General features: G+C 61.7%; 14 protein-coding genes. 7 read left to right on the top strand and 7 right to left on the bottom strand.

Annotation, left to right across the window (positions count from 1 at the left end):
- The first annotated feature begins 293 nt into the window (after window positions 1–293).
- The 4 genes from CKV89_RS10560 to CKV89_RS10545 all read left to right on the top strand — a co-directional run bounded on the left by CKV89_RS10560 (window position 294) and on the right by CKV89_RS10545 (window position 5307).
- Window positions 294–1934, top strand: a complete 1641-nt coding sequence (locus CKV89_RS10560; RefSeq protein WP_028326637.1) for an FAD-dependent oxidoreductase — start codon at window positions 294–296, stop codon at window positions 1932–1934.
- Window positions 1935–2127: 193 nt separating this feature from the next.
- Window positions 2128–3411: a M20 metallopeptidase family protein gene (locus CKV89_RS10555; RefSeq protein ID WP_028326636.1), complete on the top strand. Its 1284-nt coding sequence runs from the start codon at window positions 2128–2130 to the stop codon at window positions 3409–3411.
- A 223-nt stretch (window positions 3412–3634) separates the two neighbouring features.
- Window positions 3635–4150: a hypothetical protein gene (locus CKV89_RS10550; protein ID WP_028326635.1), complete on the top strand. Its 516-nt coding sequence runs from the start codon at window positions 3635–3637 to the stop codon at window positions 4148–4150.
- Complete coding sequence (locus CKV89_RS10545; RefSeq protein ID WP_028326634.1) at window positions 4150–5307, top strand: SGNH/GDSL hydrolase family protein; 1158 nt, start codon at window positions 4150–4152, stop codon at window positions 5305–5307. Before CKV89_RS10550 ends, CKV89_RS10545 begins: the two co-directional genes overlap by 1 nt.
- Window positions 5308–5319: 12 nt before the next feature.
- On the opposite strand, the gene CKV89_RS10540 is transcribed toward CKV89_RS10545, so the two are convergent.
- The 7 genes from CKV89_RS10540 to CKV89_RS10515 form a co-directional block, all read right to left on the bottom strand.
- On the bottom strand, window positions 5320–6234 hold the full coding sequence (locus tag CKV89_RS10540) for a family 1 glycosylhydrolase (protein ID WP_231935505.1): 915 nt from the start codon (window positions 6232–6234) through the stop codon (window positions 5320–5322).
- Between the two features lie 52 nt (window positions 6235–6286).
- Window positions 6287–7810 (bottom strand): O-antigen polymerase, encoded by a 1524-nt coding sequence (locus tag CKV89_RS12355; protein ID WP_028326632.1) that lies wholly within the window; start codon window positions 7808–7810, stop codon window positions 6287–6289.
- 13 nt (window positions 7811–7823) lie between these two features.
- Entirely contained in the window at window positions 7824–9071 is a 1248-nt protein-coding gene (locus CKV89_RS12045) for a YveK family protein (RefSeq protein WP_028326631.1), read from the bottom strand.
- A 111-nt stretch (window positions 9072–9182) separates the two neighbouring features.
- Window positions 9183–10301, bottom strand: coding sequence for a glycosyltransferase (locus tag CKV89_RS10530; RefSeq protein ID WP_034400429.1), 1119 nt, complete (start codon window positions 10299–10301; stop codon window positions 9183–9185).
- A complete protein-coding gene (locus tag CKV89_RS10525) occupies window positions 10298–10870 on the bottom strand; it encodes a DapH/DapD/GlmU-related protein (RefSeq protein WP_051277190.1) in 573 nt (190 codons plus the stop codon). Before CKV89_RS10525 ends, CKV89_RS10530 begins: the two co-directional genes overlap by 4 nt.
- A complete protein-coding gene (gene gmd, locus CKV89_RS10520) occupies window positions 10867–11898 on the bottom strand; it encodes a GDP-mannose 4,6-dehydratase (RefSeq protein ID WP_028326630.1) in 1032 nt (343 codons plus the stop codon). Before gmd ends, CKV89_RS10525 begins: the two co-directional genes overlap by 4 nt.
- Before the next feature lie 72 nt (window positions 11899–11970).
- Window positions 11971–12576, bottom strand: coding sequence for an acyltransferase (locus tag CKV89_RS10515; protein WP_051277188.1), 606 nt, complete (start codon window positions 12574–12576; stop codon window positions 11971–11973).
- 358 nt (window positions 12577–12934) lie between these two features.
- On the opposite strand from CKV89_RS10515, the gene CKV89_RS11965 reads away from it, so the two are divergent.
- From CKV89_RS11965 to CKV89_RS10485, 3 genes are read left to right on the top strand one after another with little or no spacing between them, the layout of a single operon-like run.
- On the top strand, window positions 12935–14776 hold the full coding sequence (locus CKV89_RS11965; protein WP_154657575.1) for an alpha/beta hydrolase family protein: 1842 nt from the start codon (window positions 12935–12937) through the stop codon (window positions 14774–14776).
- 51 nt (window positions 14777–14827) lie between these two features.
- Window positions 14828–16138 carry a glycosyltransferase family 4 protein gene (locus CKV89_RS10490; RefSeq protein ID WP_051277186.1) on the top strand — a complete coding sequence of 437 codons (1311 nt, stop codon included), beginning with the start codon at window positions 14828–14830 and terminating at the stop codon, window positions 16136–16138.
- Window positions 16135–17394: a lipopolysaccharide biosynthesis protein gene (locus CKV89_RS10485; RefSeq protein WP_028326625.1), complete on the top strand. Its 1260-nt coding sequence runs from the start codon at window positions 16135–16137 to the stop codon at window positions 17392–17394. The genes CKV89_RS10490 and CKV89_RS10485 overlap by 4 nt, the downstream gene beginning before the upstream one ends.
- The last annotated feature ends 19 nt before the right edge of the window (window positions 17395–17413 follow it).

Raw genomic sequence — 17413 nt, 5'->3', positions numbered from 1 at the left:
CCCTCGCGCTGACCTGACCAGTCACCGCCCTAAAAGACGCGCAATAAGACTGCTGCTAGTGCTGGTAGGGGGGTGGCCGTTGCACCATTGGTCAGCAGGGACAGTGTGCTTCACAGCTTCAATGTGTTGACCGCAACCAGCCCATGTGGTTTTTCCGCAGGTTTTACAGGTGACAGATCGGCACATGCGCTACTCCTCGGTAAGTATGTCAATGCGCTTGATGTGGTTAAGGAGAGGGGGATGTGTCCTAAGCGACACCCCTAAGATATACCCCGGGGGGTATACTTTCTAGTATGGATATCGTCATCGTGGGCGGCGTCGCCGCCGGAATGTCTACAGCCGCCCGTCTGCGCCGACTCGAAGAAACAGCCACCATCACCGTCATCGAAAAAAGCAACCACGTATCCTTCGCCAACTGCGGCCTGCCCTACCACGTAGGCGGCATCATCGAGGAACGCACGGCACTGCTACTACAAACCCCCCAAACCCTCACCACCAGATTCAACATCAACGTACGCACACGCACCGAAGCCACCGCCATTAACCGCGATGCCAAAACACTGCACATCCGCGACCTCACCACAGGCAACGAAACAGACCTGCCCTACGACGCACTCGTCCTCGCACCCGGGGCAACCCCAATCCGCCCACCCATCCCCGGAATCGAACGAGCAAAAACGCTACGCAACATCGAAGACACCGACGCCATCATCGACGCAGCCGCCAAAGCACAAACCGCCATCGTCATCGGAGGCGGCTTCATCGGAGTCGAAATGGCAGAAAACCTCCTCCACCGCGGACTCAAAGTCACCCTCATCGAAGCATCACCCCAAGTCATGCCACCCATCGACAAAGAAATGGTGGCCCAAGTACACCAAACAATCACCGATGCCGGAATCACGCTACGCCTATCCACCACAGTGACCGCCATCAGCGAAAACCACGTCGAACTCCACAACGGCGAACAACTCACCGCCGACCTCGTCATCACCGCCATCGGCGTCCGGCCCGAATCACACCTCGCAGCACAAGCCGGACTACAACTCGGCGAACACGGAGGCATCATCGTCGATGACCACTACCGAACCAGCGACCCATCCATCTACGCCGCCGGCGACGCCGCACAAAAGAAAGACGCCATCACCGGCACGGACACCCTCATACCACTGGCCAATACCGCCAACCTCCAAGGACGCCGCATCGCCGACACCATCACCGGACGTGACGTCCCCAACCGGCCAGTACTCGGCACCGCCATCGTCGGCATCCTCGGCCTGCAAGTCGCAACCGTTGGCTGGAACGAAAAACGCCTCATCGCAGCCGGACGGCAATACCGAGCAATCCACACACACCCCACCACACACGCCAACTACTACCCAGGAGCAAACTCACTCGCCCTCAAACTCCTCATCGACCCACACACCGACACCATCCTCGGTGCACAAGCCATCGGAAAAGACGGCGCAGACAAACGCATCGACATCATCGCCACAGCCATGCAAGCCGGACTACACGCCTGCGACCTCGCCGAACTAGAACTGGCCTACGCGCCACAATTCGGATCAGCAAAAGACCCCATCAACATGCTCGGATTCATCGCAGAAAATCGGGCCACCGGCGTCGAAAAAACCATTCAATGGCACGAACTAGCCACTGCCCAACATGATGGCGCCACACTCATCGACGTTCGCACCCCCACCGAATTCACCGCCGGAGCAATCCCCGGCGCAATCAACGTCCCCCTCGACGAACTCCGCGAACGCCTCACCGAAATCCCCCAAAACAACGTCATCGTTCACTGCGCCGTCGGAATCCGCGGCCACATCGCAAGCCGCATCCTCACAGCTGCCGGATACCACGTCCGCAACCTCGACGGCGGCTACCGCACCTGGGCAGCCGGAACCACAACTCACCCCACCCCCAAGCAAAACTAGGCCAATAACACCCCGCCTCCATGTGTCCTACCTCTCTAGCCATAATCGAAACAGCATGGTGACATGCTGATAGAACGATCGACGTCGTTGCCCATGTGACACACGTGGGAGCCTCCGCTCCGTCTCAGTCTTACGGCCTCAAACCGTTCCGCACCAGCCATGCTCACGGCTGAACTTGCCCCCAAGGAGAGTCATGAAGACACCGTCGGACCTGAGCGCAGCAGTCGACGCCATCGCGGGTGACGTCATCAAGTGGCGCCACCACGTTCACGCCAACCCCGAATTATCAAACCGTGAAGTAAACACAGCCAAGTACATCGTCGACCATCTCACCACCCTGAACCTGGACGAGATTCACACCGACGTCGCTGGCCACGGCGTGATTGGAGTGCTGAACGGTGCCCAGAAAGGGCAGCGCACCATCCTGCTGCGAGCTGACATCGACGCGCTACCCGTTCCCGACGAATCCGGTGTAGATTTCGCCTCCACCGTCATCGACGAGCACTACCCAGGCGGACCATTCCCCGTCTCCCACGCCTGCGGACACGACTGCCACACCGCAATGCTCATGGGCGCAGCATCAGTTCTGGCCAAGCACCGCGACGAACTGCCCGGCCGCGTCCTATTCGTCTTCCAACCAGCCGAAGAAGGCCCGCCCGTCGATGAGGAGGGCGGCGCTCGCAGCATGCTCGAGTCCGGCATCTTCGAGCAGTACTCGCCGACGATGGCGTTCGGGATGCACGTGCAGCCCTTCCCCAAGGGCGTCGTGGCTATGCGTGAAGGCAACCAGTTCGGCGCATCATGCCTGGTGAAAATCACCCTCACCGGAGAACAAGTACACGGCTCGACGCCATGGGCAGGAATCGACCCGATGCCCGCGGTCGGTGCCATCCTCACCGGCATCGGGCAGATCTACCGCCAAGTCGACGCATTCGACCCCTTCACCGTCTCCATCGGACACATCGAAGACGTAGGGCGGTTCAACATCATCGGTCAGCGGGTGACGTTGTGGGGCACAATCCGCTCACACCGTGAAGCCACAATGAGCGACGTACAGGAACGGGTGCGCACTCTCGCCGAAGGCGCAGCGAAGGCCAACAACTGCCAGGTCAACGTGGAGTACCTGCAGGATGTGCCAGCGGTGACGAACACGCCCGAGTGGGTGGCAGCAGCCCGACCCACGATCGAACGCGTTGTCGGCAGCGCCAACGTCATCCCCGCGCCCCCAACCCTCGGATACGACGACGTCTCCGAGTTCGTCAAAGCGTTCGGCGGCCTCTACATCGGCCTCGGCGTGCAAGACACAGCATTCACCGAAGACGGCGAGCTATACATCCCCGAAGACGGCCGCGGCGGCGTACCCAACCACAACCCCCGCTTCTACGCCGACGACGACACCCTCGCCACAGGCGTCAAACTCATGGTCGAATGCGCCCGCGACCACCTCACCGGACAGCTAATGCCAGGACAAGGCTGACTCTCTCGTGGGGAAGGGCACGCTCGATCCGATCTGATCTGCCTAGAGCGCCCTAGCACAACGCGCCCACCTCACATGTAGTCAGCGCCACAACCGAATCTGGCGACCGTTGCGTGGAACACCGCAGCAGTGGGACACCCAAAAACCAGTAGCGTCAGAACACCACACCCGTCGAGACTCGGTGCACACCACCTCGACCACGACGAGGAACGGTGACAACCCCATGACCCCACACGCCAGGCCCCACCGGAGCAAAACACCACTGGCCATCGCTGCAGCCGCGCTCCTGCTCACCACCGCCTGCGCCGCCCCTCACGAGGCAGGCCCCGTCCCACCACTGCCCAGCGCCATCAGCTCCGCCGCAGCCAGCACTATCGCTCAATTACCCCCACCGCCAGCCAACAGCAACGAAAAAAACACCAAAGCACGCCACACCATCACCGCCTTCGCCGACGCAGCACAACGCGCCCTCATCACCCCCAACCCACCTCAAGCCAACCAATGCCACGACGCCGCCGAACTCATCGATAAGGCAGCAACACCACAAGAACTCCTCACCGCCGCAGTCACCCTCAACGACCCCGACCTGCGCTCCCTCACCCTTGCCGCCCGCACCCACATCGGCACCTACCTCAGCCGTTGCGCTGCAGGAAACCCACCATCACCCCAAGCAGCACACAACGCCCTGGCCCTCCTACGCGCTCGCCTTGACACCACAGCTCGCACGGGAGAGAAGTAATGCCCCGACACACACGCCGCACCGCCGCTGCTGCGCTGATCAGCGCAGCCCTTCTGACCTGCCTTACCGCCGCGCCAACCGCCTCAGCAAAACCCACTAACGGTGAACCCACCTGGGCTGCCCTTGGCGACAGCATCAGCAGCGGCTACGGCATCACCAGCGTCAGCCCCACCCCTTCGGCGTGGGGAGCGCAGTGTGGCCGCGCCGACGGAGCTACAAGCAACGAGGCAGCAATGCCAGTCATCGCCCAAAAACAACTGGCGTCTTCAGGCATCAGCTACCGGCAAGCCTTCACCGCCTGCGCCGGCGCAACCACCGATGACTGGGCGATCCAACTCGCGGAGGCGTACCGCCAGCTCGGTGTGAAAATCAACACGCCCATCGAACCAGGCACCCCTACTCGCAACTCTGCACTGGTTAAAGAACTCGATGCTATTGCCGCCAGCGGTAACCGATTCGATCTGATAACCATGACTTTCGGCGCGAACAACGCTGCCTTGGGGGCACTGGGCGAACTATGCATGGACACTAAAAATGTCCAAGGCGAAGCCCTGGATTGGGATTCACCAGGCTGGGGAAGCTGCGATGTTCCACCCGAACAAGCCACAAAGATTCTCGACACCCTCACTCAAGGCAACGCATCGGTACCTCTACCTGCTGGGCAGGTGCCGCTGTGGTCACCTAACCCTGACCAGGGAGAGGTGGAGCCGCTGCTTTCTGCGCTAGCGCGGTTCGTCAAGCCTGGAGGGCGGATCCTCATCATGGGGTACCCACAGATCATCACTGACCCGAACCACAGCTCACTGGCGCAACGCTGGAACAAAATACCTGGCTTGTACGCCACAGCTGGCAGCTGCAATGGCATGCCCCCCGAGTCGATGAAACGTGTGCGAGAGACCATCACGGAACTGAACACCGGCATCCAAAAGTCAGCAGAAAAGGCGCAGACAGCGTTGTCTCACAATGGTGTGACGATCGGATATGTCGATATGAATACCGCTTTAGGGTTCGAATCAGCAGGTGCTTTCCACGGTGTGTGCAGTCAGGATCCGTGGGTGAATGATCCGTTCACTCAATATGGCCCGTTGCATCCCAACGCGCAGGGGCATGGGCAGGCGGGGAAGGCTTTAGCTGAGCTGCTGCGCTCTGGTAAGTGACCTGGCGGGGAGCTAGTGGTGTTTCGTGAGCAGCTCTTCGAAAGTTTGGCGGGTGCCTTTGGGGTTTCCTTCGTGCGTGAGTAGCCCGAATGCTCCTTCGCGGCCAGCGTTGCGGCGGTCGCGCAGGGTGTACCAAAACAGCGGGCCGAGTTTGTTGGCGTATGCCAGTTCATTCCAGGCCTGAGCGCCTTCGCGCATGAGCCGGGCGGCTTCGTCGTCGGTGACGTGTCCTTCGCCAGTAGGTACACCGACTTCAGTGCCCCAGATCTGGAGTTTGGTGTGACCGTGAGTGTCGAGTAGTTCCCGCAGTGGTTTGACGTACTCCATCTCGCCGGCGGCGCCGTTACGCATATCTGAGTAGGGGTGCAGCGCGACACCATCGACATGGGTGAGGGCTGGGGAGGTGGCCAAGGCATGCCACCAGTCCATGGTGGGTACATCTGGTGAGCCTGGTGCTGCTCCGCCAGTGCCGCCGGCGATGATCATGCATGTAGGGCAGGTGGCTCTGAGCGTGTCGGCAGTTTTGGTGAGTACGGGTGCGTATGCTGCCGGGTCGGGGTGAGGGGCCCATGAGCGGTCGACGTTGGGTTCGTTCCAGATTTCCCAGGCGTGGACTTTGCCTGCGTAGCGGGTGGCTGCGGTGGCGGCGTAGTTGGTGAAGCCAGTGAGTTGGTCAGGTGTGGTCAGACCGGCTGTCCAGGAGCTGCCAGGTGGCCGCTGGTGGGGAGCGACGGTTCCTAGGACTGCGAGGATGCGTAGTCCGCGGCTGTTGGCTTCGTTGACGACGCGGTCGTAGGGGTCCCAGTGGTAGTCCTCGGGTTCCCATTGAACGTGGGTCCAGGGAATGTCGAAGCGGATCCAGGTGGCGCCGGAGTTTTTGACGGTGTCGAGGTCAGCGGCGAGACGTTCGGAGGGGACGTAGGCCAGTTCGCTTCCGGGGATCGCGATTCCGGAGAGTTTCCCTGCCCCTGGGGTGCTGTTACTGGGGGGTGTCGGGGTGGGGCTGGGTGGTTCGTGGCGGGCGTACCAGATCGTGATCGCGGCGATGAGTGCCGTGATCAGGAGTATGGCGATCGTGATTCGGGTGCGTGTGGGTTGGGCCATGGTTTCCGTCTGGTTGGTTCGGTGCGCGCTGGGGTAGAGCAGAAGCAGGGATATAAGTGTCGGTGACTAGGCGTGTGTGGGTGGTGTCGTACCAGCGGCAGAACGTTTCGAGGGTGGCCAGACCGATGAGAGGGGCGCCGGTCATGATGATGAGGGGAGTGGTTGCTCCTGACTGGGCGGTGACGGTTTGGAAGAGCAGGATGGCGGCGATGTAAATGAGTAGAGCGCGGCCTAATTCGGTGCGGCAGTGTCGGTAGGTGTCGGCGATGAGTGAGGTGACTAGGCCGAGGATGAGGTAGCCGATGGCGACGCCGATGTAGCCGTGGTTAATGAATAGTTCGGCGGTCATGCCGGGAACGGTGAAGATAAGTTCTTCGCTGCCGGAGAACCACCAGCCGCTGTATTGGACGATGGAGCGCCATGTTTGGGTGGGGACGCCAGCGAAGTGTAGGAGCGCTGCAGGCACGGTGAGGAACCCTGACATGAGGGTTTCGCCGTTGAGGTAGTTATGTTCGGTGGCGAAGCGGGCTGCCCAGGCCACCATGGAGAACCTGCCCCATTGCCAGTCCAGGAGCGCAGGGACGTCGAAGCTGGTGACGCCAGCTCGGCTGATGGTTTGGTTATAGATGACGGCTAGAGCCCCGCCGGCTCCGGCGATGAGTAGCGGGGTGCGTAGTCCTCGGATCCAGGGTAGGACGAGGATGAGCAGGGGTAGGGAGAAGACGACGATGTCGACGCGGCCTCCGGTCCAGCTGGAGTTGACGGCGATGATGCCGGTGCAGGCGGCCATGATGAGGGCGTTGCGCATGTCTGCGGCGGGGTTTTTGCGTCGGGTGATGCTCCAGAGCGCTAGGAGAAGAACGCCCCAGGGCATCCAGGAGGCGAGGAAGGCGTAGCGGGCCATGCCTCCGTCGACGCCGATGACGCGTTCTCCAGCGCTGTTGGCTAGGTGGCCGCGGATGCGGATGCTGCCGATCGCGGCGGCTGTGGTGAGGGTGAGGCCGGCGGTGAGGGTGAGGATGGGGTGGGAGGTGGCCATTGAGTAGGTGGCGCTGTTGGTGGGGGTGTTGTTGCGGCGCCAGCGGATGAGCAGGCCGATGGTTAGTGCGCTCAGGGCTAGGGGAGTGGTCAGAGCTGCTTGGAGGAGGCCGGTGTCGTTGCTGTAGGGGTTGTTGGGTATGGCTTCGTAGAAGCCACGTGAGGTGGACAGTGTGCCGGTGAGGTGGATGAGGCCGGAGACGACGTAGGTGATGGCGAAGTCGATGACGAGCCAGGTGCGTAGGCGCAGTCCGTCGTGGCCGCGTTTGTATAGGTGCGCGGCAATGAGGATGGAGGCGATGCCTGTAAGGGTTAGGACGGTTAGGGCGAGGTGGATGAGGTTGATAGGGCCGGGCGTCACGGTGGGTGGGGGGTTAGTGGTGGTCGGGGGTGTCAGTGGCGAGGATGTAGATGAGGTTTTCGTCGCTGGGGTGGAGTGCGGCGAGGGTGGCGTTGAGGTCGTTTTTGTGGGTGGTGAGGGGGACGACGAGGAGGGTGGTGTTGGCGGTGGCGGTCAGGAGTTGGCTATGTGCGCTGGCTGGGTGTGGGGGTGTGGCCAGGAGGATGAGTTCGTAGTTGTTGGCCAGTTCGGTGAGGTTTGCTGGCGTGGTGGTTTGGGTTTCGCCGGTGGTGGTGAGGGTGGTGATGGTGATTTCGGGTGTGTTGTCGCTGTTGCCGGTGATAAGGGTGGTGATGGTGGCTGGGGGCAGGGAGGTTGTGTCGATGATGGCGGCGGTGGCGCCGATGCGGTGGGCGGCTTGGGCGAGGGCGAGTGCGGTGGAGTAGGTGTTGGTGGTGGGGTTGGGGCTGGTGATGAGGGTGATGGGGGCGTGGTTGGTGCTGTGTTCGCCGATGAGAAGGCCGGCGGTGCGTTCGTAGGTGGGGTTGGTTGTTTCGGGTGTGGCTGGTTGGGGTGTGCGGCGTAGGAGGCTGCGTAGTGAGCGGTGGGGGATGGTGCTCAGGAGGCGGGTGTGGGGGATGCGGCGTAGGTCGTTGGTGACGCGGATGCGTTGGTCGAGGCCGCCGAAGAGGATTGCGGTGATGAATGCGGTGATGAGCGCGGCGGCGATGGCGATGGCGGCGCGTAGGGGCCAGGTGAGGCCGGTGGGTTTTTCGGGGGTTTGGGCTTCGGCCAGGGGGGATGCGGAGATGGTTTGTTGGGTGCGGTGGCCGTCGCTTTGTGTGGGGGCGGTTTTTTGGACGGTGGCGGCTAGTTGTCGGGTGAGGGTGTTGGCGATGCTGGCTGCTTCGGTGGGGTTTTCTCGGGTGACGGTGATGTCGAGGATCACGGTCATGGTGGGGTTGGTGACGTTGATGCTTTTGGCGAGGGTGGCGGGTGTTTCGCCGGTGAGGTGGAGTTGTTGGATGACGGGGTTGAGGACGTTGGGTGAGGTGGCGACGCGTACGTAGGAGGCCATCTCGCGTTGGAGATAGGTGGCGGCTTGGTTGAGTTCTGTGGCTGAGTTACCGCCGGTTGCTGCGAACAGCAGTGAGGTGGTTGCGCCGTAGGTGGGTTGGGTGATGAGCCCTTGGGCCATGACGGCGGCGAACACGAGGGCGCCGATGATGGTGTGTAGGAGGGGTCGGCGTGTGAGGAGGCTCAGGTATTCGCGGACGAACAAGGGTGGGCTCCGTTTCCGTGGCCGTCGTCGTGGGTGGGGGGTGAGGTTGATTCTCCATGACGAGTGGATGTGGTTGCCAACCGAGGGTGTGATGGGTGCTGGGAGTGGGTGTTATGGCTGGGTGATGGTGGTGTAGAGCTTTTCGAGGTGGGTGGCGACGGTGGTGATGTCGAGGTGGTTGCGGGCGGTCGCGTATGCGCCGGCGGCTGCGTTTGTGCGGGCGGTGGTGTCGGTGAGGAGGTGGTGTATGGCGGTGGTGAGGTGGTCTGGGCCGGGTTGGATGACGGTTCCGGCGTTGCCGTTGGCGATGGTTTCGGCCAGGCCGCATGTGTTGGTGATGATGGTGGGTGTGCCTAGGGCGAGGGCTTCTAGGACGCTCATGGGGTAGGGCTCGTTGACGCTGGGGAGGACATAGATGTCGGCGGCGGCGATGGCGTCGCGGGTGGTTTCGGGGGGAATGGGGCCGTCCCAGATGATGCGGTCGGGGTGGCCGGATGCGGCGATGGCGTCGCGGACTGCGGTGCCTTGTCCTTCGTCTGGTCCGATGAGTCGGAAGGTGATGTGGGGGAATTGGGGTGCGAGTCGGCGTGCGGCTTCGATGAAGTCCAGGGGGCGTTTGCGTTCGTGGATGCGGGCGAGGAAAAGGACCTCTTGTGGGGTTGTGCGTGGGGGTGGGGGTGCTTCGGGGGTGTGGATGCCGTTTCGGAGGAATTCGATGTTGATGTTGGCGTCGAGGTTGATGAGGCCGTCGCGTTCTTCGGGGGTGAGGTAGAGGATGCGGGAGGCGTGGCGTAGGGCGGGGAGAGTGGAGATTTTGTCGAGGGCATGGATGGGGGTTTTGTGGGTGGGCATTACCATGCCGTGGGTTTGGAGGACGTAGGGGGTTTTGGTGCCGCGCATGGCTAGGGCTGCGGGCATGGTGACGAAGTCGCGGCCGAGGTGGATGTGGACGATGTCGGCGTTTTTGGCTGCGGTGTGTAGCCAGATGGCGAGTTCAGGTGCGGCTAGTGCGCGTAGGGAGCCATGTCGGCTGGGGGTGTGGGCGCGGAAGAGTTTGGTGGGTACGCCGTTGATGTTGTTGGGGGGTGTGTCATAGCCGCGGGTTCCGGCGGCGATGGTGACGTCGTGGCCTAGGTGTGTGAGTGCGGTTGCGTGTTCGATGGCTACGCGGGTGGGGCCGCCGTATTCGCCTTGGGGTGAGATGAGTCCGACGACGTGGATGATTTTCATCGGGTGCTCTCTTCCGTGGTGTGTGGTGTGTGGTGGATGGGTAGTGGGGCCAGGACGCGGGTGTTGGGTGGGACGTTTTTGGTGACGAGTGTGGTGGCGCCGATGGTGGCGCCGGTGCCGATGGTGACGCCGCGCAGGATGGTGGCGCGGGTGGCGATCCAGGCGCCGTCTTCGATGGTGATGGGGGCGTTGTCGAATTCGAAGGCGGGGTCGTTGGCGTGGTGGCTGCCAGTGCAGAGCATGGCTTCTTGGCTGATGACGACGTTGGATCCGATGGTGACGGGTTCGAGGTTGAGGATCCAGGCGCCGACGCCGATCCAGGTGTGTTCGCCGATGGTGAGTTTCCAGGGCCAGTGGATGCGGACGTTGTGGCGGATGAGTACGTGGGGGGCGATGGTGGCGCCGAAGGCGCGCAGGATGGTGGCGCGGAGTTTGGGTGGGCAGAGTATTGATCGGGTGATGGTGTCGCCGATGGTGACCCAGGCGGCGATTTTGAGGGGGTGTGCGCCTTTGTCGTAGCCGCGTCCTGTGAAGGTGGAGAGTTTGCGGGTGGTTGTGGGGGTGCTCATGCGCCGAAGTTGGCCTTTCCGGCGTCGATGGGGCCGGTGTGGCCGTGGGGGCGTTTGAGGAGTTCGATGTCGGCGTCGACCATGATTTTGGCGAGGTCGTGGGCGTGTGTGGTGGCTTTCCAGCCAAGGTTTTTGTGGGCTTTGCTGGCGTCGCCGATGAGGGAATCGACTTCGGTGGGGCGTAGGTAGCGTTCGTCGAATTTGACGTATTTTTCCCAGTCGAGGTTGACGTGGGTGAAGGCAGCGGCGAGGAATTCGCGGACGGTGCAGGGGGTGCCGGTGGCGAGGACGTAGTCGTCGGGCTGGTCTGCTTGGAGCATGCGCCACATGCCTTCGACGTATTCGGGTGCGTATCCCCAGTCGCGGATGGCGTCGATGTTGCCCATGTAGAGGTCTTTTTGCAGTCCGAGGGTGATGGCGGCGACGGCGCGGGTGATTTTTCGGGTGACGAAGGTTTCGCCGCGGCGGGGGGACTCGTGGTTGAAGAGGATGCCGTTGGTGGCGAACATGCCGTAGCCCTCGCGGTAGTTGCGGGTCATCCAGTAGGAGTAGACCTTGGCGGCGCCGTAGGGGGAGCGGGGGTAGAAGGCGGTTTCTTCGTTTTGGGGTGGGGGTGTGGCTCCGAACATTTCGGAGGTGGAGGCTTGGTAGTAGCGGCAGTCTAGGCCGATCATGCGGATGGCTTCGAGGAGGCGGGTGGTGCCGATTCCGGTGACGTCTCCGGTGTATTCGGGTTCGTCGAAGGAGACGCGGACGTGGGATTGGGCGGCGAGGTTGTAGACCTCGTGGGGGCGGATGGTGTCCAGGAGGGTGACGAGTCGGGAGCCGTCGGAGAGGTCGGCGTAGTGGAGTTTGAGGCGTGCTGAGTCTTCGTGTGGGTCTTGGTAGAGGTGGTCGATGCGGTCGGTGTTGAAGGTGGATGCGCGGCGGATGAGTCCGTGGACTTCGTAGCCTTTGGATAGGAGGAGTTCGGCGAGGTAGGAGCCGTCTTGGCCGGTGATGCCGGTGATGAGGGCTTTTTTGGTCATGGGGTCTCCTTGGGTTGTGGTTGAGGGGTTTGGGTCCAGGATAGGTTTTGGGTGTTTGCGGGGGTGTGGTGCTTAGTTGTCGTAGTTGTAGATTTCTTTGGCTGGTACTCCGGAGACGACGGCGCCGTTGCGGCAGGGGCGCATGAGGACGGCGCCTGCGGAGGCGATGGATCCGCGTCCCATGCGTACTCCTGCGTGGATTTGAGCTCCGGATGCGATGGCGGCGCCGTCGCCGATGATGACTTTGCGGGTGGTGTGGGATCCGGTGCGTTGTTCGGCGGGGCCGATTTTGTGGGTAGAGGTGATGATCATGACGCGTGGGCCGATGCCGACGCGTTCTCCGATGTGGATGCCGCCGCGGGCGTCTGCATAGAAGCCTTCGTTGATGTAGGTGTAGCGGCCTACGTAGACGTTGGAGTTGGTGAATCGGCAGTGGGGGCTGATTCCGTTGGTGTTGATGTTCATGCCTGCTTTGTTGAGCATGATGCGGCGTAGGCGCCCTGGTACGAGGGGGGAGGCAGATAGGCAGTTCACCCAGAAGTTCCATGCCATGTGGGTACCTAGGGCGATGATGCGGTTGCGCAGGCAGCCGGGTGTGCGTGTGTGGGCGGTGCGTTGGAGGCCTTCGGGGTAGATGGTGGGGTCATGGTCGGGGGCGGGCACCGACTGTGTGGTCATGGGGGCTCTCCGTTCTGGGTGGTGCGGCGGGCCTGGCGGATGTGTTTTGTGTTGTGTCGATTCTTGGTTGCAGCGCTGCCCACGGCAAGGTTAAGGGCGGTGTGGCTTGCATAGTGGCAGGGTGCGTGGGGGGCTGCTCGGGGGCGCGTCGTGTGGGGTGGGTTCGTGGTTCTGTGCATCGGTCGGCAGGGGAAGGTGGAGGCGTTGTTAGTGTTGTCCAAGTCGAACGTCCATACGTGGGGTGTTGCGTTGGGTCTGTGACTGGGTGTTGCGGTGTTGTGGGGCATGTGCCTGGCGGTCTGGTGGGGGAGCCTTGGGGTGCTGTGTCAGTGATTGTGTCCTTTAGAGGGGGAGACCAATGAGCACGTTCCTTCAGGGGTGTGACCCTGTGGTCGATGTACGCGCGGGTTCACCGGTGGTGCCGGAGTCTGCGGTGATTCGGGAGAACGGCGTGGGTGATGATGGACGGGTGTTCAGTACGTCACGGTTGACGTGGTTGACGACGACGTCGGGACGTCCGGTGTTAGCGCGGGTGGATGAGCCAGCTGGGGGGCAGGCTCGGGGCGCAGTGGTGGTGGTTCCTTCAGTTGGTCGTGAGACGACGGTGCCTTTCCGGCGGCTGCGGGCGTTGGCGGTGCGTGCTGCTGATGCGGGGTTTGTGGCGGTGTCGTTGTTTTTGGGTGGGGATGGGGAATCCCCGGATGTTCCTGCGGATCTGGATTTGGTGTCGGTGTGGGGTGAGGAGGTCGAGGCTGCGGTAGCTGCGGCGGGGGCTGCAGTGCCTGACCGTCCGGTGAGTGTGGTGGGGTGGCGTTTGGGTGGAGCGTTGGCGTTTGCGCATGTGCAGGCGGTTGCTGCTGCTGAAGAGGGTGTCGTGGTCACGCCAGTGACGGGGTCGGTGGTGTTGTGGGAGCCGGTATCGGGGGCGTCGTTTTTGCGGCAGCACCAGAATTTGCGGAAGTTTGCTTCGCCGGTGGAGGTGGTGGATGAGGGTGTGGAGTTGTGTGGGTATCACTTCTCGGAGGGGCATGCGGCCTCGTTGAAGGGGTTGAAGGCTCCTCGTCGTGCTGGTGAGGGTGATGGTTTTGAGATTGTGCGGGAGCCAGATCCGAAGGCTGTGTTGCAGTTGACGTTGGGGTCTCCGCATTTTGTGCAGACGCGGGTTGAGGATGCTGATGCGTTGGTGGGGCGGTTGGCTTCGGGGGTTGAGGGACCGTTTATGCCGGTTCCTCAGGTGCGGGATGCGCGGTGGGAGGATGCTTCTGGGCGGGTGGTGGAGGAGTCGATTGTGCTGGTGGGGCCGGATTTGTTGCCGGGTGTGTTGACGTCTTCGCCGGAAGCTGGGGTGCATGGTGCCGTGTTGTACACGGCGATTGGCAGTGAGTTGCGTGCAGGGCCGGGCAACGCGTGGACGGCTGCGGCGCGAGCGTTGGCTCCGCATGGTGTTCTTGGTTTGCGGATGGATCGTCGTGAGTTGGGGGAGACCACGGATGTGAGGTATCCGGGGGAGCCGTTCCCGTATACGGAGACGAGTGTGGAGGATGTTCTTCACGGTGCTGCGTGGTTGCGTCAGCGTGGTGGGGTTGATGTGTTTGGGGTGGGGGCGTGTTCGGGGGCGTGGTCGGTGTTGCGCGCGGCTGCCTCGGAGGGGGCTTTTAACGGGGTGGTCGCGGTCAATCCGGTGCATTGGGATCCGGATTCGTCGAATTATGACGAGGCCTTTTATGCCAAGACATACCGTTCAGAGGGTGCGTTTTCGCAGGTGTTGTCGGCGGCGGGGGACGGCGCGGAAGAAGAAGATGACGCGCAGTCCTCGGATACGGCTAGCTCTCGTGGTGGGATGCGTATGTGGTTCCACGAGTTCTTGCACGACATGGCGATTCGTTTTCCTCGTTTGCGGGGTTTGCTGCGAGGAGATAGGCGTACGGACCGGGTGGCGGCGTTGTTGACTCCGGTGGATCGTCGCACGGTCACGGTGCTGGCTCTGGGGCTATCGGAGGCTGCTGTTTTCCGGGCTAAGGGTGGCCCGATGTTTATGCGGACCCCGCGGTTGGATGGGCGATTCCGGTTGCAGGTTGATGAGCGGATTGATCACAGCTTGTTCGCGCAGACGAGCCGTCAGGTTGTGTTTGACGCGGTGCAGTCGTTGCTCGTGGAGCGGGATGTTCTTCGGCGTCCTGTAGAAGATACGGCGCTCTGAGCTGCCTTTTTCCTGTTTGTTGAGTATGTAGATCCATTGTCTGGAGTGTTCATGAAGATTCTCGTGGTCGCGGTTAACTATGACCCCGAACCAACCGGTATTGCGCCGTATGTGGCTGGGTTGGCGCGTGGGCTGCGGGCCCAGGGGCATGATGCGCGAGTGATCACGGGTATTCCGCACTACCCCCAGTGGCGTAACTACACCGGGTTTCGCCGGTGGCGTCGGGATGAGGTGATTGATGGCGTTCCTGTGCGTCGGGTGCGGCATGTGGTTCCAGCTGGGGGCATTGGCGTGGGGCGGATCCTGTTGGAGCTGTCTTTTGCTGCCGGGGTGTTGGGGTCTTCGTGGGGACGTCCAGATGTGGTGTTGACGGTTTCCCCGCCGCTGCTTGCTTCGGCGGCGGTGGTAGCCAAGGCCAAGCTGTTGGGTGTGCCGAGTGCGCTGTGGAGTCAGGACCTGTACACGCGGGGAATGGCTGAGCTAGATGCGGCGGGTTCGTGGAAGGTGCGGGTGGCCAAGGGCCTCGAGGGCGCGGTGTACCGGGCAGCTGATGGGGTGGTGGCTATTGGGGAGCGGTTCCGTACGTTCGCGGTTTCGGAGTTGGGCGTGCCTGCTGAGCGGGTTTCGGTACATGGGAACTGGTCACATGTGCAGGCCGCTAGTAGCCAGGATGGTCAGCGTTTCCGGGAGCGGATGGGCTGGGGTAATCGGCCAGTGTTTATGCACTCGGGGGCAATGGGGAACAAGCAGGGGCTGGAGGTGGTGGTTGAGGCAGCCAAGGTTGCTCAGTCACGTCAGTCGCAGGCGCTGTTTGTGCTGACTGGTGATGGCAGTGAACGGGCTCGGCTGGAAGAGCTGGCGGGGGACTGCGCGAATATTTCTTTTGTGGATCCGTTGCCTGATGATGATTTTCGGGCGGCTTTGGCGGCTGCGGATGTCCTTGTTCTTAATGAGAAGCCAGGCGTAGCCGAGATGGCTGTACCCAGCAAACTTTCTACATATTTCAATGCGGGTAAGCCGGTTGTTGCGGCTGTGTATGCGTTGGGGACGGCTGCTGGTCTTGTTGAACGGGCAGGCGCTGGTGTGGTGGTTGCCCCGGGTGCTGCTGCAGATCTTTTGGAGGCTGCCGAAGGTCTTGTTGCAGACCCTGCGCGGGCTGCAGAGCTTGGCGTGGCGGGGCGAGAGTTCGCTCAGACGCATTTGGGGGAGGGCACAGCAGTGCGGGGCATCATGCAGTATCTGGCCAGTGTTGCTGGAGTGAAGCTTAGCGATCAGGCTGATGTAGCGGCGGTAGGTACTGATGGTCCTGCGCAGGCCAGCCAGTCCAGTGAAGGCACCGATAAGGCTGCTTCGCGCTCATGAACACGGTGATCCAGCTGGCGTGGGCAACTCTGGAGCGGGTTTTCCCACGCGTTGCTTCCGCAGTGGTGATTGTGGCTTTTGCTGCGTTCACTGATCCGGGTGCTGTCGGTGTGTACAGCTGGGTTGCTCTCACTTACACGCTTTATCAGGCTGTCGCTGAGAGCGCTTTGCGTAATCAGGCTGTTGTTTCTGTTTCTAACCCGCGGCATGTTCGTTCTGTTCGGCGTACCGCCCATAGCTCGGCGTTATTGGGGTCGTTCGCGATCCTTGCGGTGCTTGTTGGTTTGTGGTTCACCAATGGTCAAGACCTAGGTGGCTACATTTTGGGGCTTGTTCCTTTTTTGGTGGTGCCGTTTATCACTACTGCCGGGATTGTTCCGGTTGCCCGGCTGCAGTACTTGCAGGAGTGGCACAAGCTTGCTCGCTATCAGCTCTTGGCTGCCGTGGTGGGGCTTTCCTTGTCGTTCGTGGTGGTGTGGCTGACGCGTTCTTCGGTGGCGATGGCGGTGCATTTGCTTGCCACGGAGTCGACGTTCTTGTTCTTGGTGCATCGTGCGCACGCACGGATTGACATCACGCCCCAGGAGGGCGGGCGCCATCCCCGTAAGGGCATGCGCTCTCTGGTCACGCTCAGTGCTTTGGGGTGGGGGCAAGGCCAGTTGGAGCGGGTGTTCGTGGGTGGTTTCGCTGGGGTTGGCAACCTCGGTACGTATTCCACTGCTGTGACGATGGGGCGTAGCCCGGGGGAAGCGTTGTCGGCTGCGACGTCGAACTTTCTTCGGGCGCGTATCTCTGCGGAGAAGGACACCGCTAAGCATCCGGCACTTATTCGGCGGATTACGTTGCTGGCTGTGCTGGCTACTACGGCGGCGGTGGGGGTGGTTCTTGCGCTGGTGGAGTGGGTTCTTGATCCCATTCTTGGCGATGCGTGGAATGTCACTCTTGCTGCGGTGCCCACGCTGGCGGTGGCGACTATTCCGTATTCGATTTCGTTGGCGTTGCAGATCATGGCTATTTATTACGAGCGTCCGCGGGCCTCTATCGTTCCGGCCGTGATGGCGTTGGCGTGTGCGCCTCTTATTGGTTGGGTTGCTCTCGAATCGATTGAGGCTGCCGCTTATGTTGTTGTTGGTAAAGAGCTTTTGGTGCTGCTGGTCACGTATGCGTTGTCGCGTATTAAGGGTGCCGCGTTGCCCGTGATTGTCGCGGTCTCCTGTACAGCAATTGCTCTACCAGTTGTGAATGTTCTTATGTAAGAAGCTTTTTCAACTCGTA

The sequence above is a fragment of the Dermatophilus congolensis genome (assembly GCF_900187045.1).
Taxonomy (GTDB): Bacteria; Actinomycetota; Actinomycetes; order Actinomycetales; family Dermatophilaceae; genus Dermatophilus; species Dermatophilus congolensis.
The sequence above is the reverse complement of the archived record's forward strand: the minus strand, read 5'-3'. Positions and strand labels throughout refer to the sequence as shown.

Coding starts and splice junctions, on each gene's coding strand:
- CKV89_RS11965 (WP_154657575.1), top strand. CDS start 12,935: ATGAGCACGTTCCTTCAGGGGTGTGACCCTGTGGTCGATGTACGCGCG.
- CKV89_RS10545 (WP_028326634.1), top strand. CDS start 4,150: ATGCCCCGACACACACGCCGCACCGCCGCTGCTGCGCTGATCAGCGCA.
- CKV89_RS10525 (WP_051277190.1), bottom strand. CDS start 10,870: ATGAGCACCCCCACAACCACCCGCAAACTCTCCACCTTCACAGGACGC.
- CKV89_RS10560 (WP_028326637.1), top strand. CDS start 294: ATGGATATCGTCATCGTGGGCGGCGTCGCCGCCGGAATGTCTACAGCC.
- CKV89_RS10555 (WP_028326636.1), top strand. CDS start 2,128: ATGAAGACACCGTCGGACCTGAGCGCAGCAGTCGACGCCATCGCGGGT.
- CKV89_RS10485 (WP_028326625.1), top strand. CDS start 16,135: ATGAACACGGTGATCCAGCTGGCGTGGGCAACTCTGGAGCGGGTTTTC.
- CKV89_RS10515 (WP_051277188.1), bottom strand. CDS start 12,576: ATGACCACACAGTCGGTGCCCGCCCCCGACCATGACCCCACCATCTAC.
- CKV89_RS10490 (WP_051277186.1), top strand. CDS start 14,828: ATGAAGATTCTCGTGGTCGCGGTTAACTATGACCCCGAACCAACCGGT.
- gmd (WP_028326630.1), bottom strand. CDS start 11,898: ATGACCAAAAAAGCCCTCATCACCGGCATCACCGGCCAAGACGGCTCC.
- CKV89_RS10530 (WP_034400429.1), bottom strand. CDS start 10,301: ATGAAAATCATCCACGTCGTCGGACTCATCTCACCCCAAGGCGAATAC.
- CKV89_RS10550 (WP_028326635.1), top strand. CDS start 3,635: ATGACCCCACACGCCAGGCCCCACCGGAGCAAAACACCACTGGCCATC.